Raw genomic sequence first — 23898 nt, 5'->3', positions numbered from 1 at the left:
AGGCTGCACCCCCCTTCACGACACCCAGGAGACCTTCATGGAAGCGGCCGTAGTGGACTTCGGAGCCCCGCGGGATGAGCGGGAACTGGCCTCGGCGGACGACATTCTGTCCCAGGCGTTCGCCATGACCTCGGAATTCACGCTCGGCTGGCTGCGCCGGGTGGAGGAGGGGGGGGCCAGGCTGAGGCTGCTGAGGGAAGGGGGGGCGGTGGCCGCCACGGCCGCCCTCATCCCCATGGGGCAGTGGTGGGGGGGGCGCCGGGTGTCGCTGGGCGGCATCGCGGGGGTGGGGGTGGCGCCCGCCCGCCGGGGGCAGGGCACGGGGGTCCGCCTCATGAGCCAGGTCCTCCGGGAGCTGCGCGCCGAGGGCCATGTCCTCGCGGGTCTCTACCCGTCCACCCAACCGCTCTACCGGCGCGTGGGCTTCGAGCAGGCGGGAGCGTGCTTCGAGCACCGCCTGCAACTGTCCGGAGTCGACTTCCAGGAGCGGACGCTCGCGCTGCGGCCGGTGGATGCGGCCGACATGCCCGCCCTCCACGACGTCTACCTGCGTCATGCGCGAAAGCAGATGGGGTGGCTCGATCGCGGCCCGTACATCTGGAACCGCGTCCGGCAGCCCCGCGGGCAGAACGCCTATGGCTACCTGGTGGAAGGAGCCTCCGGCGTGGAGGGCTACCTGTTCCTGTCGCGCCACAACCTCTCGGCCTTTGGCCACAAGCAGGAGCTGCGCCTCACCGACTTCGTGGCGCTCACTCCAGCCGCGGGGCGCCGGCTGTTGAGCTTCCTCGGAGACCATCGCTCCCTGGCCGCCGAGGTCATCTGGCGAGGGGGGCCGGTCCATCCGCTCCTCTTCCTGCTGCGCGAGCAGTCCTACCAGGTGAAGCTGGGCGACTACTGGATGCTGCGCGTGCTGGATGTGCCCGGCGCGCTCCAGGCCCGGGGCTACCCTCCCGGGCTCTCGGGGGCGCTGCACCTGGAGGTGGTGGACGACCTCTTCCCGGAGAACCAGGGCCGCTTCGTCCTGGAGGTGGAGGAGGGCGAGGCCCAGGTGCGTCCCGGCGGCGAGGGGGACATGAAGCTGCATGTCCGGGCGCTCGCCGCGCTCTACGGCGGTTTCCTGTCACCCGCCGCGCTCCAGCTCGCCGGAGTCCTGGAGGCCGATGACACCACCCTGCGTACAGCCGAGGCGCTCTTCTCCGGAACGCCTCCGGCGATGCCCGACATGTTCTAGGACATCAGGGCACCCAGGAGCCGAGTCCCGCGGGGGCTCCGCCGCAGTGCTCTCGCAGCCGCTCGAGGGCGTCCTCGTAGGAGAGGGTTTTCGCGGCGTGCTCGATGGTGGGCGACACCCAGTCGCGCCAGGAGCGCAGGACGACGACGTAGTGTCCATCGGGCTCCTGGGCCTCGGAGGCGTGCACGAGCAACCGCTCCTCCAGGGCCTCGCGGGCCTTGGTCCACTCGCCTTCCTTGTCCAGACGCACCTCCCGGTCGCGCTCCACGGCGGTGAGCAGGGCGCGGGCCTGGGGGGACAGGCCCTCCAATGAGCGGCGGCGGCGCGAGGGCTCCATGGCCACGCGGTACACCGCGGGCCACAGCGAGGTGTCCACGAAGGCCACCTTGCCCTCGACGAGCCGCACGGAGAGCACGTCGTGCGAGGCCCTCAAGATGCGGCCCAGCCGGTACATCAACCGGCCCTTGGCGTGCGCGCGCCAGCTCCCGCTCACCGGGCCTCCGGCCACGGCCTCGACGAGCGAGGTGGTTCCCATGGCGGGAACCTCGGTGATGACCCTCCGCTGGTGGATGAGCTCCAGCGCGTCATGCTCGGTACGGACGCCCATGGTTCGACTCCCCTTGCCCTGCATGTCAGGGTAGACAGCCCCGCGGGGGCTGTGTAGCGCCCGCGCGCCGGGAAGGAGCACTGGAGGTGGGGCTCCCTCGCCCGCCTGGAGGGTCATGGGCCGTCAGATGGGAATGGGGCCGCGCTCGGCGAACTGCCCGTTCCAATAAGGATAGTAGGGGTAGGGCGGGGTGACGGCGCTGGCGGCATCGAGCCGGGCGAGCTGTTCGGGCGTCAGGGTCCAGCCGATCGCCCCGAGGTTCTGGCGCAGTTGTTCCTCGTTGCGCGCACCGATGAGGACCGTGGAGACGGTGGGACGCCGCAGCAACCAGTTCAACGCGATCTGCGGCACGCTCTTGCCCGTCTCCTTCGCGACCGCATCGAGCGCGTCGACGACGCGATACAGACGCTCTTCGTCGACCGGAGGCGCGAAGCTGGCGGTGTCGTGCAGCCGGCTGCCCTCGGGCGGGGGCTGGCCCCGGCGGATCTTCCCGGTGAGCCGTCCCCAACCGAGCGGGCTCCACACCACCGCGCCAATTCCCTGGTCGATGCCGAGCGGCATCAGTTCCCATTCGTAGTCACGTCCGATCAGCGAGTAGTACGCCTGGTTGGCGACATAGCGCGAGTAGCCGCGACGATCGGCGACCGCGAGCGACTTCATGAGCTGCCATCCGGAGAAGTTCGACGCACCGAGGTAGCGCAGCTTGCCCGCGCGCACGAGGCCATCCAGGGTCGACAGCGTTTCCTCGACCGGGGTCATCGCATCGAAGGCGTGCAGTTGCAGCAGGTCGATGTAGTCGGTGCCCAGGCGCCGCAAGGCCTTGTCGACCGCGCCGATGAGATGGTGCCGGGATGAACCCACGTCATTGGGCGCCTCGCCCGCGCGCAGTGACACTTTCGTGGACAGCAGCACCCGGTCGCGCCGTCCCTTGAGCGCCGCGCCGAGGATCGACTCGGAGGCGCCATCGGAATAGACGTCCGCGGTGTCGAAGAGGTTCACGCCGACGTCGAGGCAGATGTCGATGAGGCGGGTGGCCTGCGCGACATCGGTGTTGCCCCACGCGCTGAACAACGGGCCCTTGCCGCCGAACGTGCCGACGCCGAAACCGAGCGCCGGGACCTTCAAGCCAGACGCGCCGAGAAAGCGGTACTCCATGAATGCCTCCGATGATGGGGATGTGGGAGAAGATCAGTTCGCCCGGCCAGGTGTGGTGGACAGGGGCGTGGCATGAAGCGCGGCGCCGCCTTCGCGCGCATCGAGCGCATGGCTCCAGGCCGCCACCACGAGGCCCGCGAGGGGCAACAACGCGGCCGTCCAGGTCACCGCGCCGAGCCCGGGGCCATGGTCGATCACCACGCCGCCCATCCACGCGCCGACCGCGTTGCCGAGATTGAACGCGGCGATGTTGAGGCTCGAGGCCAGGCTCTGGCCCGCGCCCTCGGCCTTCCGCAGCACGCGCATCTGCAGGGGTGCCACCGTCGCGAAGGCCGCGGCACCGAACACGCCAACGAAGGCGATCGCGGCGATCGGGACGCGCAGCGCGAACGTCATCGCGAACAGCACCCCCGCGAGCGCCGCCAGGGTGCCGAACACCGCGGGCATCAGGCGATGGTCGGCCAGGCGTCCGCCGAGCAGGTTGCCGAGGATCATGCCGCCGCCGAACACGAGCAGGATGGGCGACACCGCGCCTTGCGTGAATCCGGAGATCCGCGTGAGCAAGGGCTGGATATAGGTGAACACCGCGAACACGCCAGCGAAGCCGAGCACCGTCATCACGAGCCCGAGCACCACCTGCGGACGCGCGATCGCGCTCAGTATCGCGCGAGACGTGGGCGTGGCATCGTCGTTGCGAGTGTGCGGCACCAGCAAGGCGATCACCCCGGTGGCGACGAGGCCGATCGCCGTGACGGCCCAGAATGTCGCGCGCCAGCCGAAGTCCAGCCCGAGCCGCGCGCCGGTGGGCACGCCCAGCAGCGTCGCGACGGTCAGCCCGGTGAACATGATCGAGATCGCCGAGGCCTTGCGTTCCGGCGCCACCATGCTGGTCGCCACGACGGAGCCCACGCCGAAGAAGGTGCCATGCGCCAGCGACGTGACGACGCGTGCGATCATCAGCAGCGTGTAGTCGGGTGCCAGCGCGCAGGCGAGGTTGCCGAGCGTGAACACCCCCATCAGCGCGACCAGCACGGCCTTGCGCGGCATGCGGCCGGTCGCGAGCGTGAGCAGCGGTGCGCCGACGAAGACCCCGAGCGCGTAGCCCGAGATCAGCAGGCCAGCGGTGGCGATGCCGACGTGCAGGTCGTCGGCGACCTGCTGGAGGAGACCCATGATCACGAATTCCGTCGTGCCGATTCCGAATGCGCCGACGGTGAGGGCGTAGAGCGTCAGGGGCAGGCGTGTGGGGGATGGAGCGGGAGTCATGCGGAGAAGCTAGGCAAGCGGATATTTTTCAAAAACCGCCGCTATCTTGATTCAGTCTCAATAGAATCTTGAGAATGGATCGCGTCGCTGACATCCACCTCTTCCTGCGCGTGCTCGACCTGGGCTCGATCAGTGCCGCCGCCAGGAGCCTCGACCTCTCGGTCGCGGTGGCCAGCCTGCGTTTGAAGCGCCTGGAGCGAGACCTGGGTGTGCGCCTGCTGCATCGCACGACCCGCCGCCTGCATCCCACGCTGGAAGGAGCGCTGCTCGCCGAGCAGGGGCGCCCGTTGGTCGAGGACCTCGAAGCCTTGGGAGACAGCCTGCGCCGCTCGGGTGCGGAAGTCGCGGGCACGTTGCGCGTGGCGACGTCGGCCTCGTTCGGGCGCATGCATGTCTCGCCATTACTGCCCGCGTTCATGGCGCGGCATCCACGGGTGCGGCTGAGCGTGCACTTGAGCGACCAGTTCGTGGACCTGGTGAGCGAGGGCTTTGATCTCGCGATTCGCATCGGCGCGCTCGGCGACTCCAGCCTCGTCGCGCGCCGCATCGCGAACAACCGGCGCGTGCTATGTGCCTCGCCTGCCTATCTTCGCCGTCGCGGTACTCCGCGCTCGCCCGACGATCTGGCGGCACATGATTGTCTCTTGCTGTTCGGCGCGAAGGGACGGCAGGACACCTGGCATCTGCTCGATGCCACGGGCCGTGGCGTCGACGTGCGCGTACGTGGACGCCTGGAGAGCAACTTCGGCGAGCTGCTGCGTGATGCCGCCGTCGCCGGCGAGGGCATCGCCATTCATTCCATCTGGCACATCGCGGACGACCTGCGCGCGGGACGGCTGCGGGTGGTGCTCCCGGGCTACACGCTTCCGGAGACGGGCATCCACGCGGTCATGCCACAGCGGCGCATGGTGCCGCCGCGCGTGCGCGCGTTCGTCGACTTCCTCGCGGAACGCTTCGGCGACAACCCACCGTGGGAGCGCGCCCTGGCGAAGTGATGGGGTGGGTTACGGCAGGCGTTTCTTCATGCGCAGCAGGCCATAGGCCGAGATGCTGGATGCATCCTTGATGCGGCCCTCGAGGACGAGCGCCTCGAACTCCTCGACGGTGACCCGGGTGACCACGAGGTCGCCCTCCTCGGCGGACAGGCGCTGGGGGCCCGGGGACAGCTCCTCGGCGAGGAAGACGTGCATGCCCTGCGTCGAGTATCCGGGGGCGTTGAAGATGTGCCCGAGGTACGTCATGCGTCCGGCGACCAGCCCGGTCTCCTCTTGGAGCTCGCCCGCGGCGACGGTCTCGGGTGGCGCATCCGCCTGCTCCTCCCAGGAGCCCTGGGGGAACTCCAGGTAGCGTCCCTTCACGGGGTAGCGGTACTGCTCCACCAGGTGGAACGCGCCGTTCTCGTAGGGGATGACGAGCGTGAAGTCCGGCTTGTGGACGACACCGTAGATGCCGCTCGTGCCGTCCTGTCTGCGGATGGCGTCCTCGCGCACGGTCATCCAGCGGTTCCGGTAGACCTCTTTCGAAGAGAGTGTCTCGATGGCCATGGCCCCAGTGTGCTCCGAAAGAGAGCCTGGGGCGAACGGCTTCCCGGTCACCCCTTGCTGAGGGACTGGATGACCAGCGAGGCAGCCCTCCTTATGACGACGAAGTTGAAGCCCCAGATCGCCGCGACCAGCCACGGGGGCTTTGGGAAACAGCCCTCCAGGAGGAACTCCTCTCTGCTGGAGGGCTCACCTCCTCCCGTCAGTTGTGGGGCGTCGCGGGGACCACGGGCGCCGCCGGGGCCGCGGGGGCCACGGTGTCCTCCTCCTTGCCCATGTGCATGCGGTGGCGCACCTCGGCGAAGCGCTGGGCCGCCTCGGGCTCGGGCGACAGAATCGACACCACCCAGCCCACCAGGAAGGCCAGGGGCATGGTCACCAGGCCCGGGTTCTTCAGCGGGAAGAGGGCCTCGGGCCGGCCGAGCATCTCCACCTGCACCGTGGGCGACAGGAAGATGAGGAGCACCGCGCTCACCGAGCCCGTCAGCATGCTCGCCACCGCGCCGCGCGTGGTGAAGTTCTTCCACGCCATGGACAGCAGCAGCGCGGGGAAGTTGGCGCTCGCGGCGATGGCGAACGCCAGGCCCACCATGAACGCCACGTTCTGCCCCTTGAACAGCAGGCCCAGCACGATGGCGAGCATGCCCAGCCCGAGGCTCGCGATGCGCGCCACGCGCAACTGCTCGTGCTCGGGCGACTGGCCCTTGCGCACCACGTGCGTCCACAGGTCATGCGACAGCGCCGCCGCGCCCGACAGCGTGAGCCCCGCCACCACCGCGAGGATGGTGGCGAAGGCCACCGCGGAGATGAAGCCGAGGAACGGCGTGCCACCCACGGCCTCGGCCAGGAGCGTCGCGGCCATGTTGCCGCCCTTGTCCACCTGGGTGATGGTGCTCCGGCCCACGATCACCGAGGCGCCGAAGCCGAGGATGAACGTCACCAGGTAGAAGTAGCCGATGAGCCCCGTCGCGTAGAACACCGAGCCGCGCGCCGCCTTCGCGTCGGGCACCGTGTAGAAGCGCATGAGGATGTGGGGCAGGCCCGCCGTGCCGAACATCAACGCCAGTCCCAGCGACACCGTCTCCAGCGGGTTGGACACGAGCTTGCCCGGCGCCAGCGTCTCCGGCCCGTACTGCTTCACCGCCTCCTGGAAGAGCAGCAGCGGGTTGTAGGAGAAGCGCGCGAGCACCATCAACGCGAGCGCGCTCGCACCCGCGAGCAAGAGCACCGCCTTGACGATCTGCACCCACGTGGTGGCGATCATCCCGCCGAAGAGCACGTAGAGGATCATCACCCCGCCGACGATGAGCACGGCGGTCTCGTAGGACAGGCCGAACATCATCCGGATGAGGTTGCCGGCGCCCACCATCTGCGCGATGAGGTAGAAGCTCACCACGGTGAGCGTGCCCACCGCGGCCGCCAGGCGCACCGGCGTCTGCTTGAGCCGGTAGGCCACCACGTCCGCGAAGGTGTACTTGCCCAGGTTGCGCAGGGGCTCGGCGATGAGGAACGTCATCACCGGCCAGCCCACCAGCCAGCCCACCGAGTAGATGAGGCCATCGAAGCCCGAGAGGGCCACCAGCCCCGCGATGCCCAGGAAGCTCGCGGCGCTCATGAAGTCACCGGCGAGCGCGAAGCCGTTCTGCACGGCGCTCACTCCGCCACCCGCGGCGAAGAACTCCGAGGTCGTCTTGGTGCGGCGCGCCGCCCAGTAGGTGATGCCCAGCGTGAGGCTCACGAAGGCGAGGAAGAAGATGATGGCGGTGGTATTCGCCTGGCCAATCGTTGTCGTTGCCTGATTCATGGCGGAAGGGGTCCTCGGTCAGCGGCGCAGTTGGCGGATGGTCTTGTCGTAGCGGCCGTTGGCCCACCAGACGTAGGCGCCCGTGAAGGTCCACGCGGCGATGATGACGAGCGCTCCCAGGAGGATGCCCACCGACAGTCCCGGCACGAGCTGCTGGCCCATCAGCGGCTTGTTGTAGGCCACGAGCAGGATGAAGCCGAAATAGGACACGAGCGTGGCCGTGGTGAGGACGGCGGCCACGCGCCAGCGTGCCGCGGCCAGGACCTCGAGTTCTCGCGATTGGGGGGTTTGCTGCATGCTTGCGGCGTTCTCCTGCTGGGGTGGAACGCCAGTAGAGCACGTTGGCGCTGGACCGTGCCCACATGGACCCACGACGCCGTGTGTCGAAGTCGACGGCGGGCGCTCAGTCGCGCAGCTTCAGCTCGACCATGAGGAGGGGCCGGGCCTCGGCGTAGGCCTGCTCCACCTGGGTGACAAGCCCCTCCGCGCCCTCCAGGCTGGGGCCTCGCGCGAGGTTCTCCAGCGCCTTGCAATGCTGGCGCACCCGCATCATGCCGAACATCCCGCTGGCCGTGGCCAGGCCGTGGGCCTCGTTCGCGAGCAGCCCGGCATTGCCCGCCGCCAGCAACTCGCGCAGCCGCGAGAGCCTGGCGGGGGTACGGGCGAGGTAGCCCTGGGCCATTTCCGCCACCAGATTGGGGGCGTCCTCGTCCTGCAGCACACTCAACTTCTCCAGTTGCCGCACATCCAGCGCGAGGGCCTGCTGCTCCATGGGGGGCCATTGTGCCCCAGCCTTCCGGGACGCCCAACTTCCGTATTTTCCAACTTGGGACGGGAGGGGGGGTCTTCGCCTCCCCAGCCCCACCGCGATAGAACGGGGATGGCTTTCTCCTGTGCCTCCCATGCGTGTCATCGTCCTTGGTGGTGGAGTCTCCGGGCTGTCCTGTGGTGTCCGGCTGCTGGAAGCCGGGTACCTGGTGGACCTCTGGGCGCGTGAGCTTTCGCCCAACACCACGTCGGATGTCGCGGCGGCCATCTGGTATCCCTACCGCGCGTTTCCCCAGGAGCGCGTCACTCGCTGGGGGGCCCGCACCTTCGAGGTGCTGAGCGAGCTGGCCAGGCAGCCGGGCACGGGCGTGCGCTGTATCCCCGGGCTCGAGCTGCGGCGTGAGCCGGCGGCCGATCCGTGGTGGCGCCCCTGTGTGTCGCGCTTCCGCCACGCCACCCCGGAGGAGCTGCGTCCGGGGTACGCGGATGGCTTCGTCTTCGAGGTGCCCGTCATCGACATGTCGCGCTACCTCCCCTATCTGATGGAGCGCTTCCGGGGCCTGGGGGGGCGTGTCGTCCAGCGCGAGGTGCGCTCCCTGGAGGAGGCGTGGGCCGAGTCCGACCAGGTGGTCAACTGCACCGGTCTGGGCTCGCGCTCGCTGGTGGGGGACACGTCGCTTGTCCCCATCCGGGGCCAGGTGGTGCGCGTGGCGCCGCTCGGCGAGCCGCGCTTCCTGCTCGATGAAGACGAGACCCGGGGGATGACCTACGTCATTCCCCGTGGGGAGGAGTGCATCCTCGGAGGAACGGCCGAGGAGGGACGCGCCTCGCTGGAGCCCGAGCCCGCCCAGGCCGAGGCGATCCTCGAGCGCGCGGCGCGGCTGTTGCCCACGGGTACCCGCCTGCACGTGCTCGGGCACCGGGTGGGGTTGCGGCCCGGGCGGCCCTCGGTGCGCCTCGAGGTGGAGCGCCACGGGGGACGCCTCGTCCTCCATGATTACGGGCATGGGGGGTCGGGTGTGACACTGTCGTGGGGCTGTGCCGAGGAGGGCGTCTCGCTCCTGGAGCGGGCCCGGCAGGAAACGGCGCATGTCGGACCCGTTGCAAATCCTTCGATCACGGGGAGTTCGGATGGAACGTGAGCAGAATCAGGAACGAATCGAAGCCGTGCTGCGGTTGCCCGCCGCACGGCGCTACGCGTACTTCCTTCAGCGCGTGACGGAGTCGGGAGAGGTGTGGGGCCTGGATGGGGAGGGATGGGCACTCGCGCTCGACGACGCCGGGCGGGACGTGCTGCCCCTCTGGCCGGCACCCGAGTTCGCCGAGCTGTGTGCCACGCGGTTGTGGTCCGGCTTCAAGCCGCGCGCCATCCCGTTGCAGGATCTGCTCGAGAGCGTGCTGCCCCAACTGGAGCAGGAGGGGATGCCGGTGGGCATCTTCTTCACCCCGCAGGGGCAGGGCCATCCGGCCTCGGCGCGTGAGCTGATCGACGCCCTGCGCTCGGTCCGGGCCCCCCTGGCCTGACGGGCCCCGCTCGCGGGTTTCGCGCGCGTTGAATGAATAACCGCGTGCCCTCTCCGTCGGGGCACAGCGGGCGTGACGAGCGCGATTGCCGCCAGGCGGCGGGTGGCCTCGTGCGCGACGCTTCGAGACGGAGTTCTATCAATGCAATCCGAGCTTCACCTGGAGAGGTGTCGCGGCATCCCGATGCGCGCGTGGATGGCCGCGTGCGTGCTGGTGTTCGCGGCCTGTGGTGGCGAGTCCCTGTCGGAACTGGACGGCGAGCCGCCCGCGTCCGAGCCGGGCGCGGTCTCCCCGCGAGCGAGCACCCGGCCCCAGGGCCTGGTCAGCGGCGACAAGGTGCTCATCCTGCGCGACACGGTGGAGATCCTCCGGGCGGGCGACAGCATCGAGGAGCGGAAGGCCCGGGCGCTGGGCTATCAGGTGGATGTCTTCGACCGGGCGCGCTGGATGTCCCTGGGCTCCGCGGACTTCGCCTCCTACCGCGCCATCATCCTGGGAGACCCTTCCTGCAAGACGGATGTGGGCCGCATGGCGGCCGCCGAGAGCACCAAGCACCTCTGGGGCCCGGTGGTCGACGGCAACGTCATCATCGTGGGAACGGATCCCGTCTACCACGGCAAGGCGGACGATCAGGTCACCCTCAACGCCGTGAAGTTCGCCGCCGCCCAGCCGGGCAAGACGGGCATGTACATCAGCCTGAGCTGCTACTACCACGTGGAGCCGCCCAAGACGCCGGACCCGCTGCCCATCGTCCCCGTCCCGGTCCCGGTGCTCGATCCCTTCGGCTCCTTCGTGGTGACGGGCGTGGGTTGCTACAACGACGCGCACATCGTCGCCTCGCACGAGGCCCTCAATGGTCTGACGGACGGCGTGCTGTCCAACTGGGGCTGCTCGGTGCACGAGGCGTTCGTCTCCTATCCCGAGGCGAACTTCACCCCCCTCGTCATCGCGCGGGATGAGCCCTTCCGGGCTCGTTGGCCGGGCTCCCGGGACTTCGCGGATGGCTCGCGTGGCGTGCCGTACGTGCTGGTGCGCGGAGCGGCGCCGGTGCGCTGCGGGGACGGGGTGGTGCAGTACCCCGAGCAGTGCGACACGGGCGAGCGCAATGGCATGCCGGGCACGCCGTGCTCGTCGGTGTGCCGCACGCACTGGTGTGGCGATGGCGTGGTGGATCCGGGCGAGCAGTGTGACACGGGGGCCGCCAACGGCTCGGGCACCTGCAGCGCCTCGTGCCGTTCCGTCACTCCCGCCAACCGTGCTCCGGTGGCGCAGTGCAGGGACCTGACGCTGGCGGTGGGCCCCACCTGCGGCGCGAGCGGCTCGGTGGACTCGGGCTCGTATGATCCGGATGGCAACCTGAAGGAGTGCACGCAGAGCCTCGTGAGCTTCGGCCCGGGCACCACGCACGTGTCGCTCACCTGCACGGACACGGCGGGCCTGAGCTCGAGCTGCACGGCCACGGTCTCCGCCGTGGACACCACCCCGCCGACCATGGAGTGCCCGGGGGACTTCACGGCCGAGTGCTACAGCGGCGGCCTCTTCGGGGTGTATCCGCCCCAGTCCACCCAGGACAACTGCGGCATCGCCGATGTCATCGGCCCCTCCAACAACTTCTATCCGCTGGGCACCACCCGGCGGACGTACACCGCGCGGGATCCGTCCCGCAACGAGTTCTCCTGCTCGTACACCGCGACGGTGGTCGACACCCGGCGCCCGATGCTCAGCCTTTTCGGCTCCACCTCCGTCACCTTGCCGTGTGGCGAGAACTTCGTGGAGCAGGGCTACATGGCCTACGACGAGTGCTCGGGTGGGCGGCAGGTGACGCGCTCGGGCACGGTCAACACCCGGGTGCCGGGCACCTACCCCCTCACGTACACGGCGACGGACTCGGTGGGCCTCACCAGCACGGTGACGCGGACCATCACGGTGGTGCCGAGCCCCGCGTGCGAGGAGGTTCCCCAGGGCGGGTGGATTCCCACGGGCAGCATGGCGCTGCCACGCCTGTCCCACACCGCGACCCTGCTGGAGGATGGCCGGGTGCTGGCGGCCGGTGGCTTCAACTCCACCGCCGAGCTGTATGATCCGTTCACCAAGACGTGGTCCCCCACGGGGAGCACCCAGAGCGCCCACCGCGGCCACACCGCCACCCGGCTGCGCGATGGCCGCGTGCTCATCGCGGGGGGCTCGGGCTCCACCAACAAGCCCTCCGCCGAACTCTACGCTCCCGCGTCGGGCGGGTGGCTGGCCACCGGCTCGCTCACCGCGCGGCGCTTCTACCATGCCGCCGTGTTGCTCAACGATGGTCGGGTGCTCGTGGCGGGTGGATTCGGCACGGAGTCGCGCGGCCCCGCGCTGAGCTCGGCGGAGCTGTATGACCCGGCCACGGGCGTGTGGTCCGCCACGGGCGGCCTCGCCCAGGCGCGTGGCTTCCACACCATGACCGTGCTGCCCGATGGCAAGGTGCTGGTGACGGGAGGCAGCGAGCAGCCGGATGACAACGTGGAGGATGACGCGCTGCTCTCCAGCGCCGAACTCTATGATCCGGCGACGGGCACGTGGACGAGCGCGGGGAGCCTGAGCACGGGCCGTGCCTGGCACTCGGCCACCCTGCTGCCCAATGGCCGGGTGCTGGTGGTGGGCGGGGCGGGCATCGACATCGCCCTGAGCGCCTCGGCGGAGCTGTATGACCCGGCCACGCGCGCGTGGCTGCCCACCGGCGGCATGAAGTCGCCGCGCCGCTGGCACACGGCCACGCTGCTCGACAATGGCGAGGTGCTGGTGGCCGGTGGCTACCACCAGTTCCTGGGCATCCAGTACGCCTCCGAGCGCTACGACCCGGCGACGGGCACGTGGTCGGTGACGTCCAGGATGAACGTGGACCGCTACCGGCACACGGCGACGCTGCTGCGCGACGGCACGGTGCTCGCGGTGGGCGGAGCGAGCAACCACGACCAGGCCTCGAGCGAGTACTACGACCCGCGCGGCCTGTAGTCGCGAGGAGCCCGGGAGGGCGGGGTGGGCCGCCGTCCTCCCGGGGTGTTTCCAGGGGATTCAGCGAGGGCCGGGCTGGGCGAACGAGCTGGGAGGAGGGGACTCCCGGGGGGCGTGTCGCCGCAGCAGTTTCTCCAGCCTGGCCAGCTCGTTGGCGTGGCGGATGGGCGAGCGGGAGTAGGTGGCGTGGGCGGCCATGGCGAGCTTCCAGGCGCGCTCCGGATGCTGCCGGGTGTCCCAGAGCGAGCGCGCGAGGGCGGCCTGCACGGCGGCGGTGTACGCCGGGCGCATGGGATGGGTCTCGATGATGCGCAGCACGCGCTCGAGCAGCGGAAGGGCCTCGGCGGCCCTGCCCAGTTGCTGCAGGGCCTCGCCCTTGCCCGCCAGCGGCAGCACGCCCGAGGGCGAGTCCGCGCTCAACGTCTTCTCGAAGAAGGCCTGCTCCTTGTCGTAGAGCGCCAGCGCTCGCGCGGGCTCTCCCAGCTCCAGGTAGCTGCTGGCGATGGCCACGCGCATGAGCGCCGTGTGGATGTGCTCGGGGCCCAGGTCGCGCTCGCGCAGCTCCAGCGCCTGCTGCCGCAGGTGGAGCGCCTGCTCGTGCTGGCCGCGCGCGTCGTTCAGGTCCGCGAGTCCGGCGAGCGCCTGGGTCTGCACCTGGGCGTACTGGCGCGGGTCCTTCTTCGTGAGCTCCAGCACCTGTTGGTAGGTGCGCTGGGCCGGCGCGAGCTGTCCGAGCTCCGTCCGGGCATCCGCTTCCTTCACCAGGGCCTGCATCAGCTCCAGGCTCTCGGCGCCCGTGAGCTCGCGGAACAGGTGCGCCGCCTCCTCGTAGTGTCCGAGCGCCTCGGTGTCATGGCCCTCGGCGGCCTCGAGGTCTCCGTAGGCGATGTGGAACTGGGCCCATTCCTCCGAGCGCGCGCCATAGGCCTGCTGGCCGATGACCCGCACCCGGTCGAGCAGCCGGCGCGCGTCGGCGAAGCGCCCCTGGAAGGCGTAGAAGTTGGACAGGTTGGACAGGGGTTGGCCGAGGAAGGGGTGCAGGGGGCCGAGGTTCGTCTCGCCCAGGTGCACGAGCATCTCGAAGGCCCGTTGGGTCTCGTCGATGCGGTCCAGGTTGCCCAGCGCGGCCACCGAGTTGGTGGCGTAGCGCAGCGTCATGGCGTTGGCCGCGCCCAGGTTGTGCTCGGCCAGCGCGAAGGCCTTGTCGAAGGCCTCGTAGGCCTCGGCGAAGTTGCCCTCCTGGTAGAGCGCCAGTCCCCGGTTGTTGTGGAAGATGGCGCGCAATTCGCCACTCTCCCCCAGCCGATCGAGCGCCGCCTGGGCGAACTGTTCCCAGTGCCGCGCCTCCTCGGGGGGCCCGTGCGCGCTGTGGTAGCCCATCAGCCGCACGCTGGCGGCCGCCGCGATCCGATCATTCCGGGAGGCGTGCGCGAGCCACAACGCGCGCTGGAGCAGCGCGGGCACCCCCTGGTTCTCCCCGGCGATGAGCTGCGTCCAGCCCTGCATGAAGAGGGCCTCGGCGTACAGGGGAGGGTAGTGGAAGTCCGCCGCCTTCTCGGCCACGTCCTTGGCCAGCTTCTGGGCGTGCTTGAACTTGCCCGCCTCGGTGAGCGCCTTGACGCGGGCGAGCTGGGCGCGCGCGGTGTCCACGGACTGGCGCGTGGCTTGATCCTCCGGAGGCGGCACATCGGCCATGAGCGCCTCCACGTCCGCGCACCCCTCGAGCCCGCGCAGCGCGCTGGTGGCGGAGATGGCCTTCTCCACCACCGTGGCGTCGGCCTCGGTGAAGACCTCGGTGAGCGCGGCCACGTCCTGCAGCCGGTTGTCCAGGCAGGCCATGCGCAGCGACAGGACGGCCTCGGACTGCTCGCCGCGCAGGCGCGTGGCCTCGCACGTGCTCTGGTGCATGTTGCGCCACGCGGCGGTGTACGCGTCGAGCGCGTCGTGCACCCGCTGCCACGTGTCGTGGGCATAGGAGCGCTGGGTGGCGAGGAACGCCTTCTCGACGGCCTTCTGCCGGGGCACGTCCCAGACGCCGCGCAGCCGCTCCGAGGCGCCGGTGCACAGGCTCGCCTGGCGCTGGTGCCAGGAGAACCAGGCGAGTGTCCCCGAGCCCACGACGAGCAGCAGCAGGGCGGCGGCGGACAGCCGGCGGCGGCGCACCTGGGCGGGATCCCGCTCCAGCAGGGCCAGCAGCGCATCCAGCGACGGGTAGCGCGCCGCGGGCGCGGTGTTGAGGGCCCGCAGCAGGGCCCGCGTCACCCACGGGGGCACGTCCGAGTAGGCGGGGGGCGTGCGGATGCGCCCGTCCAGCACGTTCTGGCGGCGCTCGCCCGTGGTGGTGCCCTCGAAGGGGCGCTCCCCGTACAGCGCTTCCCACAGCGACACGGCGAAGGAGAACTGATCGCTGCGCGCGTCCGCCGCGGCGCCGCGGAACTGCTCGGGGGCCATGTACGCCGGCGTCCCGAGCACCGCGCCCCGCTGCGTCAGCTCCAGCTCCAGCATGCTGTGCGCCTTGACCGGGCCGGTGTCCCGCGTGCCCGGAGAGGGCTCGGGCTCAGAGGGCTCCTCCGGGGGCGCGTTGTGCGTGCGTGCCAGCCCGAAGTCCGTCACCCGCACGCGGCCGTCCTTGCCCACCAGGACGTTGGTGGGCTTGAAGTCGCGGTGGACGAGCCCCGCGGCGTGCGCGGCGGCCAGGCCCCGGCCCGCGGACAGGAAGGCGGCGAGGATCTCCTTCCACCCGCGCTTCTGCTGCCGCTGCCACTGCAGCAGCGTCTGTCCCTCCACCAGCTCCATGGCCATGAAGACCTGGAGGCCGTGCTGGTGCACGTCGTAGACGGCCACCACGTTGGGGTGGGAGAGCCGGGCCATGGCCTGCGCCTCGCGCAGCAGCCGGGCCCGCCCCGAGGTCATCTCGGTATCCCCGTCCACGTCCCCGGGAGGCAGCAGCTTGAGCGCCACCTTGCGGTCCAGCACCGAGTCATAGGCGGCATACACCATGCCCATGCCCCCCTGGCCCAGGGGCTCGAGCACCACGTAGCGATCCAGGGCCGTGCCCCGGCCCAGCGTGGCCGGCGCGTCGGCCTCGGGAGCATCCTGGGGTGGGGGCGCCTCCTGCGTGCCGATCGCCTGCGTGCGGTGGTTCTCGGTCCGCACCGTGCGGCGATCGTCGGTCCTCACCGTGCGGCGCTCTTTGTCATCCATGGGCTGCATGCGCCTTTCTTCCCCGCCCCATGTTACGTCTTCCTGCTCGCGCGCAGATGGGGCGGCCGGGAGGGCCTCGTCGCCAGGTGGGTGGCCGAGCCTACGTGCTTCCCGCCAGCCGCGTCAGGGCCTCTCCCGTGAGCCGGAAGACGGTCCACTCGCTCAAGGGCACGGCGCCGACCGACTCGTAGAAGGCGATGGCGGGCGCGTTCCAGTCCAGCACGGACCACTCGAAGCGCCCGCAGCCCCGCTCGACGGCGAGCCGCGCCAGGTGCGACAGCAGGCCCTTGCCATGGCCCCGGCCCCGGTGCTCGGGCAGCACGAAGAGGTCCTCCAGGTACAGGCTCGGCCGGGCGAGGAAGGTGGAGTAGGTGTGGAAGAAGAGGGCGAAGCCCACCACCGTGCCCGCCTCCTCGGCGACGACGACCTCGGCATGGGGCCGCTCGCCAAACAGGTGACGCTTCAGGTCTTCTTCCTTCAGGATGGCCAGATGGGAGAGCTTCTCATACTCGGCCAGGGCCCGGATGAGCCGGGCGATGACGGGGACGTCCTCGGGGGTAGCGGAACGGATCATGGGCGCGGATGCTAGCGCCCCTCTCCCTCGGGGTGGGAGCCTCAATGGCCCGTTCCGCTCACGGGCCGCTCACTGGCCGGTGGTGGCCGCGCCCTGGGCGGGGGCGGCCGGCGCGCCCGGCTCGGTGGGCTGCTTGTCGATCTCCTCCGCGGGGTAGCCCCGTGCCGCGTCGAGGTAGCGCGCCGGCTTCACCTTGCGGCGATCCTTCGCGCTCAGCCCCTCGGGCGACACCAGCGTGGGCTCCGCGCTGGCCGAGGTGGCCTGGACGCGGTGGCCATCGCAGAAGAGCCACTCGGTGCGGCCATCGGCGAAGCGGCGCGCGTAGAAGAGATCCGTGCTGCCCACCTCGGGCTCCTTCGCGCACCACGTCTGCCGCGCCGTCTGCTCGCGCTGGGGCGCCTCCTCCGTCCACTTGAGCTGGGCCGCCTCGACCTTCTTCGCCTCGTTGCCCTCGGCCAGCCGCGCGCGGGACATCTCCACCAGCTCCAGCCCCCGCCGGCCCAGCTCCGGGAACGCCCCCGAGCGCGCGAAGCCGCAGCCCTGCAACGCCTTGAGGTTGGACTGGTGCACGTCGAGCACCTTGCCCAGCGAGCCCGCGGACTCCTTGAGCAGCGCCATCTGCTGCGCCTGCTCCGCCGCCCCCGGCGTGTTCGCCTGCTCCGTCGAGGACACGAAGCGCGCCAGCAGACCATTCATGCTGCTCAGCTCGTCCATCAACCAGCGCGGCTCCGAGTCGCAGATGTTGGCCCGCTCTCCCGCGTAGTCCCGGTACTCCGCGCGCCCTCCCGCCAGGGCGTACTGCTTCACTGGCACCTGCTGCGTCGCGCACGCTCCCAGCACCAGACCCGCGCCTACGATGACCCCTTGCTTCCAGCTCATGAAATTCATCGCTCCCAACTCTAGCGGACCATCGTCCGACTGAATCAGTTTGATGTCAAACTACCTCGCCCGGAAGGGATGGACTCCGGGGGCGGGGTGCTGTCGTGACAGGGGTGGAGGGGACTTGCAAGGAGCGGATGGGGTTTCGCTTTGGGGAGCGCGCCGCGGCGGGGCCTCAGATGAGGCCGTCCCAGGCGGCGCCCTGGCGGTGGAACGCGTCGCGGATGGAGTGCACGAGGGGCTCGGGCAGAGGGCCCTGCTCGAGGGCGCGCAGGTTGTGCTGGAGGTGCTCCAGGCGCGTGGTGCCCACGATGCAGCTCACCACGCCCGGAGTGAAGGCGGTGAAGCGCAGGGCGAACTCGTTCCAGTCCAGTCCTTGGGGATCCAACCCGAGCGCGTGCATGCGGTCCCAGTACGTGGCGATGTCGTGGGCGCCGGGGCGCTGGGGGAAGCGCCAGGGGGCGTTGCCCAGGGGCCGCTTGGCGATGACGCCGATGCCCCGCTCCCGGGCCAGGGGCAGGGCCGTGTCGAGCGCGCGCTGGTCGAAGAGGTTGAGCGACAGCTGCACCGAGCCGAACGCCCCCGAGCGCAGGGCCCAGGCGAGGGCCTCGTTGTCGCCCGAGTACGCGGCGACGCGCACCTGGCCCCGCTGGACGGCGGCCTGGAGCGCGTCCACCACGCCGGGGCGCTCGAGCACCTCCACGGGACACGAGTGGAAGTGCACCACGTCGATGAAGTCGGTGCGCAGCCGGCGCAGGGCCTGTTCAATCCCCTGGGTGATGCAGGGCCCCGTCCAGTCCTCCACGCCGGGCACGCCGTAGCCGCACTTGGTGGAGAGGACGAACTCGTGGCGCCGGCCCTGGAGCGCCCGGCCGATGCGCTCCTCGGACTGGCCGTAGCTCGGGGCGGTGTCGAGCAGGGTGATGCCCGCGTCGAGCACCCCGTGCAGCAGCGCGTGGGCCGCCTCCTCGGACAACTCGGGACTGCCCACGGGTCCGGCTCCGAAGCCCAGCGCGGACACGTGTGGGCCTTGGGCGCCCAGGGGACGGCGAATCATGTCAGGTGCTCCCACCTCCGCGCGCCGCCAGGTCGATGAAACCGCGCACCCAGATGAGGTTGATGGCGTGGCTGGCTTCGAGCGGAGTCTGGGTGGTGGTCTCCAGCGCCGCAGTATAGGGCACGCCGCTGCGCACGAAATAATCGGTGACGCTGCCGTCGTGGTACTCGATGAGCCCGTGGCGGTCCGTGCGGTTGTGCTCGTCCACCTTGTCTTCGCGGATGACGTGGGCGTGCGCGGACGCGGCCTCCATCAGCGGCACGTAAGCGGCCTTGTCCCCGAAGGTATACGCGTAGGTATGGGCCCCCGGAATGTAGTTGTCCTGGTGGATGTCGAGCGCGGCGGCGGGAGCCGGGTAGCGGGCGATGTCCGTGCGCACCGCGCGCGTCTCCTTGGGCCCGCCGTCGAACAGCACCCAGCGCAGGAAGGACTCGTCGCGCTGCACCTCGCCCTTCCAGGTGCCGGGCGCGGTCTCGTAGCGCAGGAAGTCGTTGTTGATCTTCTCGCCGCTGCGGTTGTAGCGCGTGCCATCCTCGAAGCCCGAGGGGTTGATGCACGGGTAGACGCGCAGCCCCACGCCGCGCTCGCGCGCGTACGCGACGATCTCCTCGAAGTGCCAGCTCAAGGTGAGGGGCCCGGCGGGCTCCTCTCCGTGGAAGCCCGAGGTGATGACGAGCCAGCGCTCCCCGGGCACGGTGAGACGGAAGAGCGGGTACTCGACGCCTCCCTCGAGGACCCGGCCGTACTCGTTCACCTCGGCGAAGTGGGAGTAGTCACGGATGCGGCGGGCGAACTCCTGGTAGTTTTGTGGCACCCCCATAACGTAGCCATTCGGCGGGGGGAGCGGATTGTCCCAGGGTCGAGGGCCTGTCCACCCGTGAGCATCCGGGGGCGCTCGGGCTAGTGGCGGTCGTTCATGTGTTCACGGGCGTTGGCCGACACCTGCTGGCGCTGCGCGGGGGTGAGGACGCGGTGGGCCTCCAGGGCGGCGTCGGCCACCTTGTGGGCGAAGGCGCGCCAGGCCTCCACGCGCGCGTCCACCAGGGCATGCACGGCGCGGGCGTCGGGCTGGGCCGCATCCCACTGGTTCACCATCTCCTTGCCCGCCTCGCGCTGCTCCGCCACCAGCTTCTGGCCCTCGTCGAAGAGGGAGTCCTTGAGCCCTTGAATCGTCCGCTTCTGGTCGTCCGTGGCCTTCAGGTCCTCGAGCCGGTCATCCAGGCGCCAGGTGATCATCTGCTTGATGCGCTCGGGGTTGCGCGCGCCCCAGCCCATGTGCCCGCCCCGGAAACCCGTGAGGAGGACGACACCGAGGACCGCGGACCCGACGAGGAGGATCTTGCTCTTCGTGTTCATGACCGTTGCTCCCTGGAGGACCCCGGGTGGGGCCCTCTCGTGCTGCGCGCCGTTCATCGGCGACGGTGGAGAGAATGCGCGGCGCTCGTCAGGGGCGTTTGTCGTGGGCATGAAGAAGTGTGAAGAGGACCGTCCAGCGGGGCGGCCGGGCGGGCGGGCGCCCGTCCCGAGTCCCATCCAGGAGCTGGGCTGGGTGGCGCTCGGCCAACCCAGGGGCTCCTTCACCCGGGGTGAGGGCCGTGCCACAAGGTGCCCGGGCCGCGCTTCCGGTCCCGGACGAACCGGGTGGACGGGAACTGGCGGGCGGCCCGGACCTGAACAATCGTCTGGTGAAGCCACCCTCAGCTGACTACTTATCCGCCATGTCCTTTACCCACCTCCACCTGCACTCCCTGTACTCGCTCCTCGACGGCGCGATCCGGATGAAGGATCTCATCAAGACGGTGAAGGAGAAGGGGATGACGAGCGTGGCCGTGACGGATCACGGCAACATGTTCGCCACCATCGACTTCTACAAGAAGGCCAAGGACGCGGGCATCAAGCCCATCATCGGCATGGAGACGTACGTGGCCGGCCCCAAGGGGCGCGCGGACCGTACGGAGAAGGTGGGCCACCACCTCATCCTCCTGGCGAAGAACAAGGAGGGGTACGACAACCTCAAGTACCTCTCGTCCATGGCCTACCGCGAGGGCTTCTACTACCACCCGCGCATCGACAAGAAGCTCCTGGCCGACCACAGCAAGGGCCTGTTCGCCCTCACCGCGTGTCTGGGCGGCGAGGTGACGGGAGCCGCCTTCCGCGGGGACATGGACCACGCGCGCCGCGCGGCGCTCGAGTACAAGAACATCTTCGAGCCGGACCACTTCTTCCTCGAGGTGCAGTCCAACGGGATGCCCGAGCAGGAGACGGCCAACACCAACCTCAAGCAGCTCAGCCGCGACCTGGGCATCCCGCTGTGCGCCACCGCGGACGCGCACTACATCAAGAAGGAAGACGCGCGCGCGCACGAGCTGCTCATGTGCATCGCCAGCGGCAAGACGCTCGCGGACGGCAAGCGCATGAAGCACTCCACGGACAAGCTCTACGTCACGAGCCCCCAGGAGATGCTCGAGTACTTCCACGACACGCCCGAGGCCGTCCACAACACCCAGCGCATCGTCGAGCAGATCAACCTGGAGCTCAAGCTGGGCAAGCCCATGCTGCCCACCTTCCAGGTGCCCGACAGCCACACGCCCGACAGCTTCATGGCGGAGCTGGCGCGCGCGAACCTCGAGGAGCGCTTCAAGGAGATCGACCTGGCGCGCTTCCGCGCGGGCCAGCCGCCCGTGGACCGCGAGCCGTACAAGGCCCGCCTGGAGCTGGAGCTGGGCGTCATCCAGAAGATGGGGTTCAGCGGCTACTTCCTCATCGTCCAGGACTTCATCAACTGGGCCAAGCAGAACAACATCCCGGTGGGCCCCGGCCGTGGCTCGGGCGCGGGCAGCCTCGTGGCCTACTGCCTGCGCATCACCGACCTGGATCCGCTCCCGTACAACCTGCTCTTCGAGCGCTTCCTCAACCCCGAGCGCGTGTCGATGCCCGACTTCGACGTCGACTTCTGCCAGGACCGGCGCGACGAGGTCATCAAGTACGTGGGCCGCAAGTACGGGGAGAACAACGTCGGGCAGATCATCACCTTCGGCTCGCTCAAGGCCAAGAGCGTGCTGCGCGACGTGTGCCGCGTGTTCGCGCTGCCCTTCAGCGAGGGGGACCGCATCGCCAAGCTGGTGCCCGAGGTGCTCGGCATCACCCTCAAGGAAGCCATCGAGCAGGAGCCGCGGCTCAAGGAGATGATGGAGAAGCCGAGCGCCATCGGGCAGGTGGATGGCAAGGACGTCACCACCAAGGACGTGCTGGAGATCGCGCTCGCGCTCGAGGGACTGCACCGCCAGCCCGGCATGCACGCGGCCGGCGTGGTGATTGCCGACAAGCCCCTGTGGGAGTTCGTGCCCACCTACCAGCCGCCGGGCGAAGACACCCTCATCACCCAGTTCGCCAAGGACGAGGTGGAGGCCGCGGGCCTGGTGAAGTTCGACTTCCTCGGCCTCAAGACGCTCACCGTCATCCAGAACGCGCTCAACCTCATCAACCGCAACCCGCCCGACGGCAAGCCCATTCTGCGCGAGGACATCCCGCTGAATGACGCCGAGGTGTGGAAGCTCATGGCGGACGGCGACACGGCCGGCGTCTTCCAGATGGAGTCCAGCGGCTTCACCGAAATGGTGATGAAGCTCAAGCCGTCCTGCTTCGAAGACGTCATCGCCGCGGGCGCGCTCTACCGTCCGGGTCCGCTCGACTCGGGCATGGTGGACGTGTTCATCAACCGCAAGCACGGCCGCGAGAAGGTGGTGTACCCGCACCCCTTGCTCGAGCCCGTCCTCAAGGACACCTACGGCGTCATCGTCTACCAGGAACAGGTGATGCAGATCTCCCAGGTGCTGGGAGGCTACACCCTGGGCCGCGCGGACCTGCTTCGCCGCGCCATGGGCAAGAAGAAGGCCGAGGTCATGCAGGCCGAGCGCGCCGGCTTCCTCGAGGGCTGCAAGAACAACAACGTGGACCTGAAGGTCGCGGGGGAAATCTTCGACCTGATGGAGAAGTTCGCCGAGTACGGCTTCAACAAGAGCCACTCGGCGGCCTACGGACTCGTCACCCTGCACACCGCGTGGCTCAAGGCGCACTACCGCGTCGAGTTCATGGCGGCGCTGCTCACGAGCGAGAAGGAAAACACGGACAAGGTGGTGCTGCACATCGGCGAGGCGCGCCAGTCGGGCGTGCAGGTGCTGCCGCCGGATGTGAACCAGTCGGACATGGCGTTCGGCGCGGTGGAGGGGAAGATCCGCTTCGGCCTGGGCGCCATCAAGGGCGTGGGCGAGGGCGCCATCGAGTCCATCGTCGAGGCGCGCAAGGAAGGGCCCTTCAAGAGCCTGTTCGACTTCTGCGAGCGCGTGGACTCGCGCAAGGTGAACCGCAAGGTGCTCGAGGCGCTGGTGAAGGCGGGGTCCTTCGACTTCGAGAAGCGCCCGCGGCGGCAGATCTTCGAGAGCATCGAGCGCGCGATGAGCCGCGGCTCGAGCAGCCAGAAGGACAAGGCGGCGGGGCAGAGTTCGCTCTTCGGGATGCTGGGCGGGGGCGCGTCGGGTGGGGCGGACCTGAAGAACGACTACGTTCAGGTGGAGGAGTGGTCGGAGAAGGAGCGCCTGGCGCTGGAGAAGGAAGCCATCGGCTTCTACGTGTCGGGCCACCCGCTGCATGCCTACGACAAGGAGCTCAAGCGCTACGCGCGGCCCATCACCGCGGTGCAGCGCGCGCGCAAGGACGAGAAGCTCACCATCGCGGGCGTGGTGGCGGCGCTGCGCGAGCGGCCCACCAAGACGGGCAAGCGCATGGCGTGGGTGACGCTGGAGGATCTGTCCGGCTCGCTGGAGCTGGTGTGCTTCCCGGGCAAGGACGGCACGCGCAACGTCATGGGCAAGGACGGCAAGTGGACGAAGTCGGGGCCCAAGCCCGGCTTCGAGCACTGGGAGTCGCTGCTCAAGAGCGATGACCCCATCCTCGTGACGGGCACGGTGCAGATCAACCAGCGCGACGAGGACACGCCGGTGGCGGAGCTCATCGTGGAGGACATCCAGAGCCTCAAGGCGGTGCGGGAGAAGCGCACCAAGCGCCTGGAGCTGCGGCTGCCGGCGGATCTCGCCACGGACGAGCGGCTCACGAAGCTCGCGCAGATCGTCAAGCAGTACGAGGGCGCCACGCCCCTGGCGGTGAGCCTGCTGTTCTCCAACGAGGCCGAGGCGCTCATCGCCAACCTGCCGCTCAAGGTGCAGGTGAGCGACGAGCTCATCCAGTCGGTGGAACGGCTCTTCGGCATGAAGGTGGTCGAGTTCGGCTGAGCGCCCGGC

Annotated in this window: 19 protein-coding genes; 6 read left to right on the top strand and 13 right to left on the bottom strand. The window is 69.6% G+C overall.

The window, feature by feature from the left end; all coding sequences use genetic code 11:
* Nucleotides 1-37: 37 nt before the first annotated feature.
* A complete protein-coding gene (locus tag D187_RS30625; RefSeq protein WP_002622606.1) occupies nt 38-1231 on the top strand; it encodes a GNAT family N-acetyltransferase in 1194 nt (397 codons plus the stop codon).
* A 4-nt stretch (nt 1232-1235) separates the two neighbouring features.
* Here the strand turns inward: D187_RS30625 and D187_RS30620 are convergent, their stop codons facing one another.
* From D187_RS30620 to D187_RS30610, 3 genes are all read right to left on the bottom strand, one after another.
* Nucleotides 1236-1838, bottom strand: a complete 603-nt coding sequence (locus tag D187_RS30620; RefSeq protein WP_002622604.1) for a hypothetical protein — start codon at nt 1836-1838, stop codon at nt 1236-1238.
* A 123-nt stretch (nt 1839-1961) separates the two neighbouring features.
* Complete coding sequence (locus D187_RS30615) at nt 1962-2993, bottom strand: aldo/keto reductase (RefSeq protein ID WP_002622602.1); 1032 nt, start codon at nt 2991-2993, stop codon at nt 1962-1964.
* A gap of 33 nt (nt 2994-3026) precedes the next feature.
* Nucleotides 3027-4259: an MFS transporter gene (locus tag D187_RS30610; RefSeq protein WP_002622600.1), complete on the bottom strand. Its 1233-nt coding sequence runs from the start codon at nt 4257-4259 to the stop codon at nt 3027-3029.
* 74 nt (nt 4260-4333) lie between these two features.
* Here D187_RS30610 and D187_RS30605 point away from each other — a divergent pair, with 74 nt between their 5' ends.
* Nucleotides 4334-5254, top strand: coding sequence for a LysR family transcriptional regulator (locus D187_RS30605; protein WP_002622599.1), 921 nt, complete (start codon nt 4334-4336; stop codon nt 5252-5254).
* A 9-nt stretch (nt 5255-5263) separates the two neighbouring features.
* Here D187_RS30605 and D187_RS30600 read toward each other — a convergent pair whose 3' ends face one another.
* The 4 genes from D187_RS30600 to D187_RS30585 all read right to left on the bottom strand — a co-directional run bounded on the left by D187_RS30600 (nt 5264) and on the right by D187_RS30585 (nt 8376).
* Nucleotides 5264-5803 (bottom strand): NUDIX domain-containing protein, encoded by a 540-nt coding sequence (locus D187_RS30600; RefSeq protein WP_002622597.1) that lies wholly within the window; start codon nt 5801-5803, stop codon nt 5264-5266.
* Between the two features lie 199 nt (nt 5804-6002).
* On the bottom strand, nt 6003-7604 hold the full coding sequence (locus D187_RS30595) for a sodium:solute symporter family transporter (RefSeq protein ID WP_002622595.1): 1602 nt from the start codon (nt 7602-7604) through the stop codon (nt 6003-6005).
* An 18-nt stretch (nt 7605-7622) separates the two neighbouring features.
* Nucleotides 7623-7901 (bottom strand): DUF485 domain-containing protein, encoded by a 279-nt coding sequence (locus D187_RS30590; protein WP_002622594.1) that lies wholly within the window; start codon nt 7899-7901, stop codon nt 7623-7625.
* Nucleotides 7902-8007: 106 nt separating this feature from the next.
* Nucleotides 8008-8376, bottom strand: coding sequence for an Hpt domain-containing protein (locus D187_RS30585; RefSeq protein ID WP_002622592.1), 369 nt, complete (start codon nt 8374-8376; stop codon nt 8008-8010).
* Nucleotides 8377-8506: 130 nt separating this feature from the next.
* Here D187_RS30585 and D187_RS30580 point away from each other — a divergent pair, with 130 nt between their 5' ends.
* The 3 genes from D187_RS30580 (at nt 8507) to D187_RS50590 (ending at nt 12887) form a co-directional block, all read left to right on the top strand.
* Nucleotides 8507-9514, top strand: coding sequence for an FAD-dependent oxidoreductase (locus D187_RS30580; protein WP_043432157.1), 1008 nt, complete (start codon nt 8507-8509; stop codon nt 9512-9514).
* The gene (locus D187_RS30575) at nt 9504-9896 is read left to right on the top strand and encodes a DUF2750 domain-containing protein (protein WP_002622589.1); all 393 of its coding nucleotides are present in this window, start codon (nt 9504-9506) and stop codon (nt 9894-9896) included. Before D187_RS30580 ends, D187_RS30575 begins: the two co-directional genes overlap by 11 nt.
* Nucleotides 9897-10037: 141 nt before the next feature.
* Nucleotides 10038-12887 (top strand): Kelch repeat-containing protein, encoded by a 2850-nt coding sequence (locus D187_RS50590; protein ID WP_020918391.1) that lies wholly within the window; start codon nt 10038-10040, stop codon nt 12885-12887.
* Between the two features lie 60 nt (nt 12888-12947).
* Here the strand turns inward: D187_RS50590 and D187_RS30565 are convergent, their stop codons facing one another.
* The 6 genes from D187_RS30565 to D187_RS30540 form a co-directional block, all read right to left on the bottom strand.
* Nucleotides 12948-16091 carry a serine/threonine-protein kinase gene (locus D187_RS30565; RefSeq protein ID WP_162159715.1) on the bottom strand — a complete coding sequence of 1048 codons (3144 nt, stop codon included), beginning with the start codon at nt 16089-16091 and terminating at the stop codon, nt 12948-12950.
* A 100-nt stretch (nt 16092-16191) separates the two neighbouring features.
* Nucleotides 16192-16665 (bottom strand): GNAT family N-acetyltransferase, encoded by a 474-nt coding sequence (locus D187_RS30560; RefSeq protein WP_002622323.1) that lies wholly within the window; start codon nt 16663-16665, stop codon nt 16192-16194.
* Nucleotides 16666-16734: 69 nt separating this feature from the next.
* The gene (locus D187_RS30555; RefSeq protein WP_002622324.1) at nt 16735-17544 is read right to left on the bottom strand and encodes a hypothetical protein; all 810 of its coding nucleotides are present in this window, start codon (nt 17542-17544) and stop codon (nt 16735-16737) included.
* A gap of 175 nt (nt 17545-17719) precedes the next feature.
* A complete protein-coding gene (locus tag D187_RS30550; RefSeq protein ID WP_043432152.1) occupies nt 17720-18601 on the bottom strand; it encodes an aldo/keto reductase in 882 nt (293 codons plus the stop codon).
* A 1-nt stretch (nt 18602) separates the two neighbouring features.
* The gene (locus D187_RS30545) at nt 18603-19421 is read right to left on the bottom strand and encodes a M14 family metallopeptidase (RefSeq protein ID WP_002622326.1); all 819 of its coding nucleotides are present in this window, start codon (nt 19419-19421) and stop codon (nt 18603-18605) included.
* A gap of 80 nt (nt 19422-19501) precedes the next feature.
* Nucleotides 19502-19957 (bottom strand): Spy/CpxP family protein refolding chaperone, encoded by a 456-nt coding sequence (locus D187_RS30540; protein WP_002622327.1) that lies wholly within the window; start codon nt 19955-19957, stop codon nt 19502-19504.
* Between the two features lie 362 nt (nt 19958-20319).
* Between D187_RS30540 and dnaE the strand changes: the two genes are divergently transcribed.
* Nucleotides 20320-23889, top strand: coding sequence for a DNA polymerase III subunit alpha (gene dnaE, locus D187_RS30535; protein WP_020918389.1), 3570 nt, complete (start codon nt 20320-20322; stop codon nt 23887-23889).
* Nucleotides 23890-23898 lie beyond the last annotated feature (9 nt).

It is taken from the genome of Cystobacter fuscus DSM 2262 (assembly GCF_000335475.2).
GTDB lineage: Bacteria > Myxococcota > Myxococcia > Myxococcales > Myxococcaceae > Cystobacter > Cystobacter fuscus.
This window is presented reverse-complemented; position numbering and strand designations above follow the sequence as displayed.

What these genes read in the sequence shown, in the direction of transcription:
- D187_RS30625 (WP_002622606.1), top strand. Translation starts at nt 38, where the DNA reads ATGGAAGCGGCCGTAGTGGACTTCGGAGCCCCGCGGGATGAGCGGGAA.
- D187_RS30620 (WP_002622604.1), bottom strand. Translation starts at nt 1,838, where the DNA reads ATGGGCGTCCGTACCGAGCATGACGCGCTGGAGCTCATCCACCAGCGG.
- D187_RS30615 (WP_002622602.1), bottom strand. Translation starts at nt 2,993, where the DNA reads ATGGAGTACCGCTTTCTCGGCGCGTCTGGCTTGAAGGTCCCGGCGCTC.
- D187_RS30610 (WP_002622600.1), bottom strand. Translation starts at nt 4,259, where the DNA reads ATGACTCCCGCTCCATCCCCCACACGCCTGCCCCTGACGCTCTACGCC.
- D187_RS30605 (WP_002622599.1), top strand. Translation starts at nt 4,334, where the DNA reads ATGGATCGCGTCGCTGACATCCACCTCTTCCTGCGCGTGCTCGACCTG.
- D187_RS30600 (WP_002622597.1), bottom strand. Translation starts at nt 5,803, where the DNA reads ATGGCCATCGAGACACTCTCTTCGAAAGAGGTCTACCGGAACCGCTGG.
- D187_RS30595 (WP_002622595.1), bottom strand. Translation starts at nt 7,604, where the DNA reads ATGAATCAGGCAACGACAACGATTGGCCAGGCGAATACCACCGCCATC.
- D187_RS30590 (WP_002622594.1), bottom strand. Translation starts at nt 7,901, where the DNA reads ATGCAGCAAACCCCCCAATCGCGAGAACTCGAGGTCCTGGCCGCGGCA.
- D187_RS30585 (WP_002622592.1), bottom strand. Translation starts at nt 8,376, where the DNA reads ATGGAGCAGCAGGCCCTCGCGCTGGATGTGCGGCAACTGGAGAAGTTG.
- D187_RS30580 (WP_043432157.1), top strand. Translation starts at nt 8,507, where the DNA reads ATGCGTGTCATCGTCCTTGGTGGTGGAGTCTCCGGGCTGTCCTGTGGT.
- D187_RS30575 (WP_002622589.1), top strand. Translation starts at nt 9,504, where the DNA reads ATGGAACGTGAGCAGAATCAGGAACGAATCGAAGCCGTGCTGCGGTTG.
- D187_RS50590 (WP_020918391.1), top strand. Translation starts at nt 10,038, where the DNA reads ATGCAATCCGAGCTTCACCTGGAGAGGTGTCGCGGCATCCCGATGCGC.
- D187_RS30565 (WP_162159715.1), bottom strand. Translation starts at nt 16,091, where the DNA reads ATGGATGACAAAGAGCGCCGCACGGTGAGGACCGACGATCGCCGCACG.
- D187_RS30560 (WP_002622323.1), bottom strand. Translation starts at nt 16,665, where the DNA reads ATGATCCGTTCCGCTACCCCCGAGGACGTCCCCGTCATCGCCCGGCTC.
- D187_RS30555 (WP_002622324.1), bottom strand. Translation starts at nt 17,544, where the DNA reads ATGAGCTGGAAGCAAGGGGTCATCGTAGGCGCGGGTCTGGTGCTGGGA.
- D187_RS30550 (WP_043432152.1), bottom strand. Translation starts at nt 18,601, where the DNA reads ATGATTCGCCGTCCCCTGGGCGCCCAAGGCCCACACGTGTCCGCGCTG.
- D187_RS30545 (WP_002622326.1), bottom strand. Translation starts at nt 19,421, where the DNA reads ATGGGGGTGCCACAAAACTACCAGGAGTTCGCCCGCCGCATCCGTGAC.
- D187_RS30540 (WP_002622327.1), bottom strand. Translation starts at nt 19,957, where the DNA reads ATGAACACGAAGAGCAAGATCCTCCTCGTCGGGTCCGCGGTCCTCGGT.
- dnaE (WP_020918389.1), top strand. Translation starts at nt 20,320, where the DNA reads ATGTCCTTTACCCACCTCCACCTGCACTCCCTGTACTCGCTCCTCGAC.